Raw genomic sequence first — 13868 nt, forward strand, 5'->3', positions numbered from 1 at the left:
CTCTTTCATATCTAGCGCCTTGACCAGGCCGTGGAGCCCTCATGTTTCGACGTTTATTTTTGTGCTGCGCCGCGCTGGCGCTGGCCGTACCTGCCATGGCCGCTGATGGCGTACTGGTGGCAGCGGGGGCTGGTTACCGCAAGCCCGTGCTGGAGTTGCTGCAGGCATTCACCAGTGCCACCGGCATCAAGGCGGAGGCCAGTTTTGGGAACATGAAACAGGTGCAGGCGCAGCAAAACCCGGACATCAGCGTGCTGATTGGTGACCGGGCGTTTCTGGAGCCCATGCAGCTGGCGCAGACGTTTGAGCGCCTGGGCAGGGGCCAGCTGGTGCTGGTGGCCTCCAAGGCCCACGCCCTGAAGGACTTGGCAGACCTGAGTCAGCCGCAGTTTCAACGCATTGCCGTGCCTGACCGCAATAAGGCGGTGTATGGCAAAGCGGCCTTCACGTGTCTGGAGCGCTCCGGGCTGGCTGCGGCCTTGCAGGGCAAGCTGCTGGAGGTCTCCACCGTGCCCCAGGTCAGCGCCTATTTGCTGACAGAACATGTCGATGCAGGTTTCGTGAATGCGACGGAAGCGCAGTCGCTGCAGGGCAAGGCCGGCACCAGTCTGACCATTGCGCAAGACTGCTATGACCCGATTGAGCTGAGCATGGCAGCAATCCATGGGCGTGCAGACAATGCCGCCACGCAGGCCTTGCTGGCCTTCATTGCCACGCCGCAGGCGCGTGCAGTCATGCAGCGCCACGGGCTGTAAATCGAACGGTGGCGTTCGGCGCACCCATGTTCTGCACCAGCGCACCGGTGTGGCTGACCGCCCAGGTCATAGGCTGGAGTCTGCTGCTGCAATTGGTCATTGGCGGCGCCATCAGCTGGCAGCTGGCACGCCGCCAGTGGGCCGGCAACCCATGGCTGGATGTGCTGGTCACCCTGCCTCTGGTCTTTCCGCCCATTGTGCTGGGCTACGCCATCTTGCTGCTGCTGGGGCGCCATGGCTGGCTCATGCAGGCGCTGCCGCACTGGATGCAGCCAGAGGTCATCTTTACCCCTGCAGGCTTGGTGGTGGCCGCTTTTGTGGCCGGGCTGCCCTTGATGGCCAAACCCACACAAAACGCTTTTGCCAGTACCCCCGCCAGCCTGCGCGAGGCGGCGGCCACTTTTGGGCTGTCTGCATGGCAGATTTTCTGGCGGGTAGAGCTGCCGCTGGCCCGGCGTGGCATTGCTGCCGGGCTGATGCTGGCGGGTGGGCGCGGGCTGGGCGAGGTGGGGCTGTCTTTGATGCTGGGCGGCAACATTGTGGGGCGCACGGAAACGCTGTCGCTGGCCATTTTCAACCAGGTGCTGGACGGCAATCTGGCATGCGCCAACCAGTTGTCGCTGCTGCTGTGTGTGCTGGTCATTCCCGTTTTTCTGATGCTGCGCCGCTGGGGGTCTCTGTAGTCTGAGCCTCCCTCAATGAGGGGGCGACACCAGCTATTTATGCCTATGACGGATCTCAATTTTTCTTTGACTGCGCTGTTTGCCGCCTCGGTGGTGTCCTTGCTGGTAACGCCGGGGCCTGTCACTTTGCTGGTGCTGCGAGCCGGGCTGGCGGGCGGTATGCGCCATGCACTGCAGACCATTGCCGGCACCAACGCAGCGTCGCTGGTGCTGATTGCCGTCTCTACGCTGCTGATCAAGGGTTTGCTGGTGATGGACGATGCTGTGATGGTAGGCATTCGCCTGCTGGGCTGCGCGTACATCAGCACGATTGCCTGGGGCATGGTGCGAGAGGCGCTGCAGATGCCGCAGACTGCTGCGTCTGCAGGCGGTCAAGCCTCCACGGGCCTGGTAGCAGCACCCGCAGGCTTTGTCCGGGGCTTTGCGCTGGGCATTTCTAACCCCAAGGACATCATCTTTTTTGCGTCTTTTCTGCCGCAATTCATGGGGGTGCTGCCGTCGCCGGATCACAGCATTGCGCTGCTGACCGGGCTGTGGATCGTGCTGGATTTTTCAACCCTGCTGCTGCTGACACTGCTGGTGCGCAAACTGGTGCGGCCCGCACTGCAGCGGAGTTTGCTGCTGGTGGCGGCCGTGCTGTTGCTGGTGATTGGCGTGGGTGGTCTGGTGCATGCCTTGCACGGCATGTTGTGGGGCTGAGCACGCAGCACGCACCATGCATACGCGCAAGCAGGGCACGGCAGCCCAATGAGTTCAGGTGCCGTGCCGGGCGGTGTCGGCAGGTGTTGTGCGCTGGCCTGTCCGCGAGGGTGGTGGGGTCCACTGGCTGAAAATCAGGGCCACCACAATCAAGGCTGCACCGCCAAAGGCGAGCATTGCCATGCGTTCGTCAATCAGCCACCAGGCGGTGAGCGCGGCAAACACCGGCTCCAGTCCATACACAATCGCGCTGCGCATGGCATCTACGCGCTGCTGGCCCCAGGCCTGAAAGATGACCACCATGGCGCTGGCAATCAGCCCCAGGTAAATAAGTGCACCCCAGGCATTGGCAGACAGCGCCATGGCCTGTGTATGCAGTTGGGCCATGCCGTTAGGTTGCACCAGCAGCATCAGCGTGGTGCATACCCACATGGAACCCGCCAGCGCTGCCGCCATGCGCGTGGCGCGCAGTGGAGCGGCCTGATTACGCAGAGCGGCCGCTTCCATGGTCAAGATATAGACGGCGTAGACGGCAGCGCTGCACAGGGTGAGCGTGTCGCCCCAATTCCACGGGCTGTCTTCAAAAAACATCAGGCACATGCCGGCGACGGCCATGGCACAGGCGGCCCACACTTGCCAGCCCATCCGCCGGCGCAGCACCAGCCAGGCGATCAAAGGCACGATCAGCACGTTCAATCCGGTGACGAAGGCGTTGCGGTTGCTGGTGGTGTGGCTCAGCCCTTCAATCTGCAGCCAGAAGGCCAGAAAATTGAGCACGCCCAGCCCCAGGCCCCAGCGCCATTCGGCCCTGCGCATGCCGCGCCACAGGGGCAGCAACACCACGGCGGCCATGCCAAAACGCAGCCAGATGATCTGCAGCGCAGACAGGTCTGCCGACAGCTGCTTCATGGCCGGAAAGGTGGTGCCCCAGACGACGGTGACAGCCAGCAAGGCCGCAAGGCCCCAGCGTTGAGTGCGCATGTGAAAAAGGCAGGCGTAAAAAAAGAAGCAGTCAGCGCTTATGTTATCTATGTTTCAGCATCAAAACATGCTGAAACCCTGAAAACACAGGCGCTAATAGCTCCTTTGTTTGATAGCCCGCAACGGGTGTGAAAACAGCGCCTAGTGTGCCACGCGCCCGATGAATGCGGCAATGCGCTCGTTGGCAGGGCGGGCAAAAAACTCTGCCGGCGGTGCTTCGTGGGCAATACAGCCTTGGTCAAAGAACATCACGCGGTCGGCCACTTCGCGGGCAAAGCCCATTTCGTGGGTCACCACAATCATGGTCATGCCTTCCTTGGCCAGACTGCGCATCACTTCCAGCACTTCCTGCACCATCTCGGGATCGAGCGCGCTGGTGGGTTCGTCAAACAGCATCACCTGTGGCTCCATGGCCAGCGCACGCGCAATGGCCACGCGCTGCTGCTGACCACCCGAGAGCTGCCACGGGTACTTGTGTGCATGGTCCTGCATGCCCACGCGTTCGAGCAATTGCATGGCTTTGGCGTTGGCAGCGCTGCGCGATATCTTGTGGATGCGCCGGGGTGCCAGCGTCACGTTGTCCAGCACCGTCATGTGACCGAACAGGTTGAACTGCTGAAACACCATGCCCACTTCGCAGCGCTGTTTTTGCAGCGTGGCTTCGTGGTCGGTGACGGGCACGCCGTCGATGGTGATCGTGCCGCCGTCGTGCGGCTCCAGGCGGTTGAGTGCCCGCAGCAACGTGGATTTGCCCGAGCCAGAAGCGCCGATGATGACGGTTACTTCGCCTTTGCTGAATGCGGTGGATACACCTTGCAGCACCTGGTGCGTGCCAAAGCTTTTGGTCACCTTGTCGCAGACGATGTAGGGCGTGCGGGTATTGGCAGCTTGGCTCATTTTTGGCGGCCTTCCACGTCAAAACGGTATTCGATGGCTGCGGTCACCTGGGTCACCAAAGTGGTCAGCACCAGGTAGGTGACGCCCACCGTCAGCAGCGTTTCAACGGGCTGAAAGGTAGACGACTGGATGCGGTTGCCCACGTTGGTCAGCTCTACCACGCCAATGGCGTAGGCCAGCGAAGAGTCTTTGAGCAAAGCCACAAAGTTGCTCACCAGTGGAGGCAGCGAAATCTTGAACGCCTGCGGGAACACCACATCGGTGAACACACGGGTTTTGGGCAAACCCAGCGCACGGGCGGCTTCAGCCTGCCCGCGGGGCACGGCGTTGAGGCCGGCGCGCACGGCTTCGGCGTTGTAGGCCCCCACATTGAGCGCCAGCGCAATCACTGCAGCGGCAAAGTCAGGCAGATTCAGGCCTGGCACAAGCACCGGCAGGGCAAAGTACATGAACAGAATCTGTACCAGCAGCGGCGTGCCGCGAATGATCCAGATGTAGGTGCTGGCAATGCTGCGCAGCAGGCCATTGCCCGAGGTACGGGCCAGCGCTGCAGCCACACCCAGCAGCAGGCCGGCAGAGCCACTGATCAAGGTCAGGTACAGCGTGGTGCGTGCGCCTTCGGCAAATTCGCCGGCGTGGTCACCAATTGGCTCGGGAAGCAGGGCCAGCAACTGGCCGAGTGCAGACACCACCACCACCATCAGCAACAGGGCTGTGACCAGGGTGGCGTTGCTGCGTTGGGTGCGGCTCCAGTGGGTGGGCCAGATAGCAGTAAGCATAGAAAAACCAGAATGGAAAAACGAAAACGCCCTGGAGCAATCTCTTCAGGGCGTAGGGTGCAGTGGCCGGGCGCTAGCGCTGACGGACCACGGGGCTACCCATGCTTCGTTATTCCGGGCAGCGGATGTCTTCCTGGAACCACTTTTGCGAGATCTTGGCGTAGCTGCCATCTTTCAAAGACTCGGCAAATGCCTTGTTCCATGCGGCTGCCAAAGCCTGGTTGTCTTTGGAGACAGCAGAGGCAACGCGTTCGACAAACAGCAGTTCGCCCTGGTTGAACTTGATCTTGCTGTTCTTTTGCAGCATTTCCTTGGCCAGGAAACGCTCGGTCACCCACGCGTCAACGCGCTTGGTCATCAGCGCATTGAGGGCGGCTTCGTTGGTGGGAAAGTTCACCACGCGTTGGACACCGGGCACGTTCTTTTGAACGTAGTCCAGGTAGGTGGTGCCGGTTTGCGCAGAGACGGTCTTGCCGGTCAGATCCTTGGCACTTTTGATAGCGTCGGTCAGTGCAATCACCTGCGCCCCTGAGCAGTAGTGCGGGGCGGTGAAGGTGACGGCCTTTTCACGCTCGGGGGTGATGCCGTGCGAGGAGATCACCAAATCCCAGCGGTCTTGCTTCAGGCCAGTCAGCAGGGCGTCGAAGGAAATGGTTTTCCATTCGGTCTTTAGCCCCATTTTCTGGGCCATCAGCTCGGCCAGCTCCACCTCAAAGCCGGTCAGCTTTTTGCCTTCAAAGTAGGCAAACGGGGTGTAGTAGCCTTCAGTGGCCAGACGGATAGTGCCGTCTTTTTGGATGGCTTCGAACGAGCGGGCGTGGGCACCAGCTGTAGCCAACACTGCAACGGCGGCAGCGGCGATCAGGGAAATGCGTTTCATGTGTAGTTCCTGGAGACATTCGCAGGGTCCAGACCCCCGGCCCCAGAGATGGGGCCTCCGCACGCACCACGCGGCGCGGAAAAAAATAGAGGCCACAGCCAGCACACAACAGTGCCCGGCAGTGCCGCTGGGTGTTGGTGTCAATGCACCAAAAAAGAGCGGCTTGGCGGCGAAAGCAACCCGCAATTATAGAAGTGAGACTTCGCCAGCGCAGAAGGCTGCCTGAGCAGCCCCCAAGGGTTTGCGTCTACGAGGCTCGGGTTTACCCGCCAAAGGCATCCCAGCCGGTTTTACAGATCAGCAGGCTGACCACCACAATGAAAATCACGCGGACAAAGCCTGCGCCATGGCGCAGCGCCATCCAGGTGCCCAGCACGCTGCCCAGCACGTTGGCAATGGCCAGAGGAATGGCAAAGTGCCACCACACGTGCCCCTTTATCGCAAACAGGGCAATGGCCGCCAAGTTGGTCATCACGTTCATGAGCTTGGCGTTGATGGAAGCGTTCAAGAAGTCATAGCCCAGCAGACGTACGAGCAAGAAGACAAAAAAGCTGCCCGTGCCAGGTCCAAAAAAGCCGTCGTAAAACCCGATGACCAGACCGATAGCTGCTGTCAGCCACTGCGCAGCGCGCTGGCTGCGGTGGGGGGTGTGTTCACGGCCCAGCTCTTTTTTGGCCAGTGTGTAGATCAGCACGCCCAGCAAGATGAAGGGCAGCAGCTTGCGCAGAAAGTCGGGGTTGACCAGGGTCACGGCCCATGCACCGGCAAAGGCACCGACACCTGCTGCCACGATGCCCGGAATGATGGTGGGCCAGGTGATGGAGATGCGGCGGCTGTACTGCCACGTTGACATGGCCGTGCCCCAGACCGCAGCGCTTTTGTTGGTGCCAAACAAGGTGGCGGGTGCAGCGGTGGGAAATGCAGCAAACATGGCGGGCACCAGTATTAGCCCGCCACCGCCGACGATGGCATCCACAAAACCAGCCAGGGCCGAAGCCAGAGAGATAAAGATCCATTCCATGGTGGTCGATTGTGCGCTGCCCTGACGGCGTGAAGCTGTCACTTGCCCAAACAAAAAGCGCCGGGGGTACCGGCGCTTTGGAAAGGCATCTCATTGGCGGATGCTTTTTAGATATTGGTCTGTTTGTGGATCGAGTTTGTCTCCTCGGGCCCTCTTTGCTACACCTTGGTGCAGCGCTTGAGTGGATGGACTGTAACGGCTGCATCGGTCTGGTGCATCGGGGATTTCCCGCAAGCTTGTTCGGAAACGTCTGACAGCCATGTGGTGGGCGCGCAGCTAGCGCAAAGACAGCCGGGCACAGCTTGTGCTTGGTGGCGGTCACCAAAAAGCAAAGGGGGATGGACATGAAGATGCACAACACGCTGGGCTGGATGGGGGTTGCTGCTGCGCTGATGGCACTGCCCGTGGGGGTGCAGGCGCAGCACATGGTGGGGTTTGACGAAATTCGTGGTGCCGACACGGCCTGGGTGCTGGTATCTGCGGCGCTGGTGCTGCTGATGACGCTGCCCGGCGTGGCGCTGTTTTACGCGGGCATGGTGCGCGGCAAAAATGTGCTCAACACCTTGGCGGCAGTACTGGGTGCTGCTTGCGTGGTCAGTGTGGTGTGGTTTGCCGTGGGCTATTCGCTGGCTTTTACGCCCGGTAACCGCTGGCTGGGAGGGCTGGAGCGCATCTGGTTTGCGGGGCTGGATTACCAGCTGGCGGCGCAGCAGCTGTCGGTCAGTCACATGGCTGCGCATATTCCGGAGGCAGCCTACGCCCTGTTTCAACTGACGTTTGCCATCATCACTGCGGCGTTGATCGTGGGGGCTGTTGTAGAGCGCATGCGGTTTGGTGCGCTGATGCTGTTTATGGCGCTGTGGAGCCTGTGCGTCTACGTGCCCGTGGCCCACTGGGTGTGGGAGCCCGGTGGCTGGCTGGCGCGCATGGGGGCGCTGGACTTTGCTGGCGGGGCCGTGGTGCATGTGAATGCGGGCGCTGCAGGGCTGGCCTGCGCCTGTTATCTGGGCAAGCGCACGGGCTATGGACGCGAAGCGTTTCAGCCCTACAACCTGGGCTGGACCATGCTGGGCGCGTGCCTGCTGTGGGTGGGCTGGTTCGGTTTCAATGGTGGCTCTGCCCTGTCAGCCGACGGGCGCGCAGCACTGGCCATGGTGGTGACCCATCTGGCAGCAGCCGGCGGTGCGATTGGCTGGGCGGCAGGCGAGTGGATGTTCCGCCGGCGCGTCTCGCTGCTGGGCTTGTGCTCGGGTCTGGTTGCCGGTTTGGTGGCGGTCACGCCGGCAGCCGGTTTTGTGGACATGGGCTCGGGGCTGCTGATTGGCGCGATGGCTGGCCTGGTCTGCTACTGGGGCGCAACGGGTTTCAAGCGCTGGCTGGGTGCCGATGATTCGCTGGACGTGTTTGGCGTACACGGCCTTGGGGGCATGGTGGGCTCCATCCTCACCGGGGTGTTTGTCAGCAGCACCATCTCGGGCGCCAGTGGCAACCTGCTGGCGCAAACCGTGGCCGTGGTTGCGGTGGCGGTGTACAGCTTTGTGGCCACCTGTGTGCTGATGTGGCTGACCGACCGGGTGACCCCGGTGCGGGTGGAGCTGCATGATGAGCAGCAAGGTCTGGACATTACCCAGCACCGGGAGCACGTGGGTCAGTAAGCATGAACCCCGCTGCTCCAGCCTGCGGCGTGCAGTGGGAGACCGCCATGCCCTGGAGTCACAGGGCTCGGTGCAGCAATCAAGCAAGGAGTGGGTGATGGCAAACAGTGAACGTGTGGCAACGGCAGCCCACCTGCATGTAGCCTTGCGGCGCAAGGCAGGCCGTGTGACCGATACCGACTGGATGGCCGAAAACGACGACTACGCGCGTGAAGTGGTGTGCGTTGCACGGGCCAAAGCCCGGGAAGACGGAGATGCGCAACTGGCTGACCTGGCCAGCAAGCTGGAGGCGCTGCTGCCGACCGGTGCACAACTAGCCTCACCGTCCGTACCGCCGCTGGCGCAGCGGGCGAGCCGAAATCTGCGCGAAAGCAATGCGCCGGGGGCTGGCGATGCTGAACGCTATATCGGGGGCTTGCGCTGAGTGCTGTTGCCCGTTACCCGCCGGTGCGAGGCCATTGCCATGCAGGCGCTGTGGCTTGCCGCCTGGCCCTGCACGGCATCGTGTGTAAAAAGCGGTGGTGATTAAAAGTGAGCTTGTATCGCTTATGCAGTGGCGTTTTTAAATACTTTTATATCTGAAAGCGTTGTGTATTAAGCGTTAGCAGCTCACTTTTTAAGTGGATCTGCGCTTCAGCTGTTTTGTAGTCGTCAGACCGTCAGGGCGTGAATGGGCTCATCCATGGCAGAAGCGACAGCCGTTTCCACTTTGGCGTTGCGTGCCTTGCGGTCTGCGCGAATCCATTGCGCCGCTTTTTCAGCCAGCATCAGCGTTGGGCTGTTGGTGTTGCCGCTGGTGATGGTGGGCATGGCACCGGCATCCACCACACGCAGTGCCTGCACGCCACGCACACGTAAATGGCTGTCAAGCACGGCCATGCTATCGCCGTCACGCCCCATCTTGGTGGTGCCTACGGGGTGGAAGATGGTGGTGGCAATGTCGCCCGCCAGCCGTGCCAGCTCTTCATCGGTCTGGTATTGCGTGCCCGGCTTCCATTCCTCGGGCTTGTAGCGTGCCAGCGCGGGCTGGCTGACGATGTTGCGCGTCACGCGCAGGCTGTCTGCTGCTACCTGGCGGTCATGTGCCGTGCTCAGGTAATTGGGGGCAATCGAGGGTGCGTCCTCAAAATTGGGGCTCTTGATCTGCACCGTGCCACGGCTGGAGGGGTTGAGGTTGCACACGCTGGCCGTGAAGGCGGGAAAGCTGTGCAGCGGCTCGCCAAATGCATCCAGCGACAAAGGCTGCACGTGGTATTGCAAATTGGGGTGCGGCATGTCGGGGTGGCTGCGCGTGAACGCACCCAGCTGTGAGGGTGCCATGCTCATTGGCCCCGTGCGGTGCAGCAGGTATTCCAGCCCGATGCGCATCTTGCCCCAGCGTGTCGCGGTCAAGGTATTGAGCGTGGGCGTGTCATTGACCTTGTAGACCGAGCGGATCTGCAGGTGGTCTTGCAAGTTGGCCCCCACGCCCGGCAAATCCAGCGTGACTGGAATGCCCTTGTCGCGCAGTAAATTGGCCGGGCCAATGCCCGACAGTTGCAGCAACTGCGGTGAATTGATGGCCCCCGCGCACAGGATGACCTCTTCCGTGGCCGTGAGGTGTTCCAGCTCATCGCCAATCCAGGCTTTCACCCCGGTGCAGCGCAATGAGCCATCGGACTGGCGCTCAGTGACCAGACGGGTGGCCTGGGCCATGGTCCACATCTCGAAATTAGGGCGGCCATAGCATTTCGGGCGCAAGAAAGCCTTGGCGGTGTTCCAGCGCAGCCCATCTTTCTGGTTCACTTCAAAGTAGCCCACACCTTCGTTGACTCCCGTGTTGAAGTCCGGGGTGGCAGGAATGCCCGCCTGCTGTGCAGCCTCGGAAAAGGCATCCAGAATGTCCCAGCGCAGGCGCTGTTTTTCGACGCGCCACTCGCCCTTGTTGCCGTGCCAAGCGGCAAACGCCGCATCGTGGGGCTGGCCTTCATCCAGTCGCCAGTGGCTTTCGTGCTTTTTGAAGGCAGGCAACACGTTGTCCCAGCGCCACGCGTCATCGCCCGTCAGCTGTGCCCACTGGTCGTAATCGCGGGCCTGACCGCGCATGTAGATCATGCCGTTGATGCTGGAGCAGCCACCCAGTGTTTTGCCGCGTGGATAGCGCAGGCTGCGTCCGTTGAGCCCGGCATCTGGTTCTGTCTGATACAGCCAGTCTGTGCGTGGGTTGCCTATGCAGTGCAGGTATCCAACGGGGATGTGGATCCAGTGGTAATCGTCTTTGCGACCCGCTTCGAGTAATAAAACCCGCACATTGCGGTCTGCGCTGAGGCGGTTACACAGCAAGGCGCCTGCGGTTCCGCCTCCGATGATGATGTAGTCGAAAGTGGTGTCGCTCATGATCTTCGCCAGCGGTAACTGGCCTAAAACAAGCATCCGAAGTGGATGCTAGTGCTGCCATTTTGAAGAGATGCTGCCGTCTGTCGATAGGGAAAGCGTGTAGTCCCAGGCTTACGGATTAGTAAGGTTGTTGCCAAGTGGCTGACACGCCTGCCCGCGCTCTGCCTTCGGACTCTTCGTAGAAAACTTGTAAGCTTGGCGCACTTTGGCTTTGCACGTTGCTATGACAGACACCACTCCACGCTTGACGATCACCTCGGACGACCAGGGTGCGTGGGCGCTGCTGCAAGGGCGCTGGGGGGCCGCAGAACTGGGACAGCGCAAACATTGGCAAGCGCTGCAAAAAGCCTTGAAGACCTGTGATGCCAATCCCGCACAAGGCTGGGATCTGCAGGGGCTGCAGTGGCTGGACCACGTGGGTGCGCAGTTGCTTTGGAACCACTGGCAGCATGCATGGCCACAGAATCTCAGGCTCACAGACGGCCAGCGCGCCATGCTCACGCGCGTGGCCTCATTCCAGCAGGCCCCCGCGCCGGCGCGCAAGCCCTGGTGCTGGATGGACCAGGTTAACCAGCTGGGCCTGCTGGTGCTGCATGCGCTGGACCACTTGCTGCATCTGGTGGAGCTGGTGGGCCAACTGGCGCTGGATTTCGGGTCTTTGCTGCGCAATCCGCGCAAGGGCCCATGGCGCGATTTTTCGGGTCACCTCTACAGCATGGGGGCTACAGCGCTACCCATTACAGCGCTGGTGGGCTTCCTGATCGGGGTGGTGCTGGCCTATCTGATGGCCTTGCAGCTGCGTCAGTTCGGGGCGGAAGCCTTCATCGTGAATATTTTGGGCATCTCTTTGATCCGCGAGCTGGGGCCACTGCTGGCTGCCATCTTGGTGGCGGGGCGATCAGGCTCTGCAATTACGGCGCAAATTGGTGTGATGCGCGTGACCGAGGAGCTGGATGCCATGCAGGTCATGGGCATACGCCACGGTTTCAGGCTGGTCATGCCGCGCGCCATGGCCCTGGCGGTGGCCATGCCCTTGATCAGTTTGTGGACCACGCTGGCCGCTCTGGGCGGCGGCATGCTGGCAGCGGATTTGACCATGGGCATTTCTGCAGGGTATTTCTGGCAAACGTTGCCCGACGCGGTGGAGGTCGGCAATCTGGTGCTGGCCATGTCCAAGTCTGTGGTGTTTGGCATCTTCATCGCCCTGATCGGCTGCCACTGGGGCCTGCGGGTGCAGCCCAATACCCAGAGCCTGGGGGAGGGCACCACGGCCTCGGTGGTGTCATCCATCACCATGGTCATCATCGTGGATGCTATTTTTGCCATTGCGTTCAAGGACGTGGGGTTCTAGGCCATGACAGCAATGCACAACACCGAACCCGTCGTCATCGTCGACAAGCTTTGGAGCATCTTTGGTGAGGGCGATAAAGCCTTTGCAGTGCACCAGGACCTGGATTTGACGGTGTTTCGCGGAGAAATGCTGTCGATTGTGGGGGGCTCTGGCACGGGCAAGACCGTGCTGCTGCGGCAGATTCTGGGCTTGCTGCACCCGGGCAAAGGCAGTGTCACAACGCTGGGCAAACCTGCGGCGCAACTGTGCGGTGAGGGCGCTGCCGCCCGTGTGGGTATGCTGTTTCAGCACGGGGCACTGTATTCAGCCTTCAATGTGCTGGAGAACATCGGTTTTGCGCTGCGCGAGCAAGGCACGCTGCCAGAGGCCATGGTGGATGAGGCCGCCATGATCAAGCTGCAGATGGTCGGCCTGAAACCGGAGCACGCCACGCGCATGCCTGCAGATCTTTCGGGTGGTATGGTCAAGCGCGTGGCGCTGGCTCGCGCCTTGATCATGGACCCCCCGCTGCTGCTGCTCGATGAGCCAACGGCTGGGCTGGATCCCACCAGTTCTGATGAATTTTGTGCGCTGTTGCGCGAGCTGCACGCCGAGCTGGGGCTGACCGTCATCATGGTCACGCACGACTTGGACACCTTGTTCGCTCTGTCCAGCCGCGTGGCCGTGCTGGCCGAAAAGCGGGTGCTGGTAACAGGTACGCCGCGCGAGGTGGCGCAATTTAAGCATCCGTTTATTGAAACGTTCTTTCAGGGTGAGCGTGGTCGTCGTGCCATGGCGCCAGTCCCGCAAGGAGGGCATTAACCATGGAAAACAAATCCCATGCCATGGCCGCAGGCACATTTGTGCTGGCGCTGGCTGTTTTGCTGGCAGGTCTGGCCTTGTGGCTGACCCGCGATCGCCATGAATACAGGCTCTATGAGCTGTCCACGGCGGATGCCATCAGTGGGCTGCAAAGCCAGGCGACAGTGCGCTACAAGGGGGTGGCCGTCGGGAAGGTGACAGACATTACGTTTGACGATGCGCAGCAAGGCAACGTGCTGATTCGCATTGCTGTGGACAGCAAGGCCCCAGTCTCCACCACGGGCACGTTCGGCATGCTGGGCTATCAGGGGGTGACGGGCATTGCACACATTCAGCTCGATGATCTGACCCCGCCGGGCGCCGAGATGCCCCCCGGGGAAAGCGGCCTGCCCCGCCTGCCCATGAAATCGTCCCCTCTGAGCGTGCTTGCGGATCAGGGGATGACGATTTTGAGCAAAGTGGATGAAGCGACCAAGCGCATTAACCAGCTTTTGGGCGATGACAATCAGGCGCGGTTCAGCAGCTTGCTGTCGAACCTGTCGGACGCCGCAGGCAATGTGAGCGAGGTGACGCGGTCCATGAACATCACCTTGCGTGAGCAGGTCGTGCCCGCGGTGCGCGAGTTTCCCGCCATGGCGCAGGATGCACGACGTGCCATGCAAGCGATGGAGCGCGCAGGCGACGAGGCGGGCGCACTGGCCAAAGATGTGCGCAAGATGACTTCGGCTGTGCAGGAGCCCGGTGGGGTGCTGGAGCAAATGACCGCCGGCTCTCAGTCCATGGCGCGTGCAGCAGAGCGCTTTGACCGCGCCACTTTGCCCGGTATCAACCAGGCGGCCACTGATGTGTCCTCTGCGGCACGGCAGTTGGGCAGTGCAGTTTCTGGCATTGGAGACAACCCCCAGGCCTTGATATACGGCGTTGGCGGCAAGCCTGGTCCGGGTGAGCCGGGTTTTGTTGCCCCGCCAGCCAATCAATGAGGATGCAGCA

The 13868-nt window shown here is 61.3% G+C and carries 14 protein-coding genes; 8 read left to right on the forward strand and 6 right to left on the reverse strand.

Annotated features, from left to right (window positions below):
• The first annotated feature begins 41 nt into the window (after positions 1-41).
• The 3 genes from modA to IB213_RS15185 are packed head-to-tail and all read left to right on the forward strand — an operon-like array spanning position 42 to position 2137.
• The gene (gene modA / locus IB213_RS15175) at positions 42-755 is read left to right on the forward strand and encodes a molybdate ABC transporter substrate-binding protein (RefSeq protein WP_192407576.1); all 714 of its coding nucleotides are present in this window, start codon (positions 42-44) and stop codon (positions 753-755) included.
• 26 nt (positions 756-781) lie between these two features.
• On the forward strand, positions 782-1438 hold the full coding sequence (locus tag IB213_RS15180) for a molybdenum ABC transporter permease (protein ID WP_192407578.1): 657 nt from the start codon (positions 782-784) through the stop codon (positions 1436-1438).
• Between the two features lie 45 nt (positions 1439-1483).
• Positions 1484-2137 carry a LysE family translocator gene (locus IB213_RS15185; RefSeq protein ID WP_192407579.1) on the forward strand — a complete coding sequence of 218 codons (654 nt, stop codon included), beginning with the start codon at positions 1484-1486 and terminating at the stop codon, positions 2135-2137.
• Positions 2138-2191: 54 nt separating this feature from the next.
• Here the strand turns inward: IB213_RS15185 and IB213_RS15190 are convergent, their stop codons facing one another.
• The 5 genes from IB213_RS15190 to IB213_RS15210 form a co-directional block, all read right to left on the reverse strand.
• Positions 2192-3118 carry a DMT family transporter gene (locus IB213_RS15190; RefSeq protein WP_192407581.1) on the reverse strand — a complete coding sequence of 309 codons (927 nt, stop codon included), beginning with the start codon at positions 3116-3118 and terminating at the stop codon, positions 2192-2194.
• Positions 3119-3259: 141 nt separating this feature from the next.
• Positions 3260-4015, reverse strand: coding sequence for an amino acid ABC transporter ATP-binding protein (locus tag IB213_RS15195; RefSeq protein WP_192407583.1), 756 nt, complete (start codon positions 4013-4015; stop codon positions 3260-3262).
• Positions 4012-4794: an amino acid ABC transporter permease gene (locus tag IB213_RS15200; RefSeq protein WP_191722106.1), complete on the reverse strand. Its 783-nt coding sequence runs from the start codon at positions 4792-4794 to the stop codon at positions 4012-4014. Before IB213_RS15200 ends, IB213_RS15195 begins: the two co-directional genes overlap by 4 nt.
• Before the next feature lie 109 nt (positions 4795-4903).
• Positions 4904-5674 carry an ABC transporter substrate-binding protein gene (locus tag IB213_RS15205; RefSeq protein WP_191722107.1) on the reverse strand — a complete coding sequence of 257 codons (771 nt, stop codon included), beginning with the start codon at positions 5672-5674 and terminating at the stop codon, positions 4904-4906.
• Positions 5675-5936: 262 nt separating this feature from the next.
• The gene (locus IB213_RS15210; RefSeq protein ID WP_192407585.1) at positions 5937-6695 is read right to left on the reverse strand and encodes a TSUP family transporter; all 759 of its coding nucleotides are present in this window, start codon (positions 6693-6695) and stop codon (positions 5937-5939) included.
• A gap of 344 nt (positions 6696-7039) precedes the next feature.
• On the opposite strand from IB213_RS15210, the gene IB213_RS15215 reads away from it, so the two are divergent.
• Together IB213_RS15215 and IB213_RS15220 are read left to right on the forward strand one after the other, a co-directional pair.
• Entirely contained in the window at positions 7040-8350 is a 1311-nt protein-coding gene (locus IB213_RS15215) for an ammonium transporter (RefSeq protein ID WP_370551222.1), read from the forward strand.
• Between the two features lie 97 nt (positions 8351-8447).
• On the forward strand, positions 8448-8774 hold the full coding sequence (locus IB213_RS15220; RefSeq protein ID WP_192407589.1) for a hypothetical protein: 327 nt from the start codon (positions 8448-8450) through the stop codon (positions 8772-8774).
• 227 nt (positions 8775-9001) lie between these two features.
• Here the strand turns inward: IB213_RS15220 and IB213_RS15225 are convergent, their stop codons facing one another.
• Positions 9002-10726, reverse strand: a complete 1725-nt coding sequence (locus tag IB213_RS15225; RefSeq protein WP_191722111.1) for a GMC family oxidoreductase — start codon at positions 10724-10726, stop codon at positions 9002-9004.
• A 223-nt stretch (positions 10727-10949) separates the two neighbouring features.
• Between IB213_RS15225 and IB213_RS15230 the strand changes: the two genes are divergently transcribed.
• The 3 genes from IB213_RS15230 to IB213_RS15240 are packed head-to-tail and all read left to right on the forward strand — an operon-like array spanning position 10950 to position 13858.
• A complete protein-coding gene (locus tag IB213_RS15230; RefSeq protein WP_192407591.1) occupies positions 10950-12077 on the forward strand; it encodes an ABC transporter permease in 1128 nt (375 codons plus the stop codon).
• A 12-nt stretch (positions 12078-12089) separates the two neighbouring features.
• A complete protein-coding gene (locus IB213_RS15235; RefSeq protein WP_191722297.1) occupies positions 12090-12878 on the forward strand; it encodes an ABC transporter ATP-binding protein in 789 nt (262 codons plus the stop codon).
• Between the two features lie 2 nt (positions 12879-12880).
• Positions 12881-13858, forward strand: coding sequence for an MlaD family protein (locus IB213_RS15240; protein ID WP_191722113.1), 978 nt, complete (start codon positions 12881-12883; stop codon positions 13856-13858).
• Positions 13859-13868 lie beyond the last annotated feature (10 nt).

Source organism: Comamonas sp. CMM02 (assembly GCF_014851485.1).
Lineage (GTDB): Bacteria > Pseudomonadota > Gammaproteobacteria > Burkholderiales > Burkholderiaceae_C > Comamonas > Comamonas avium.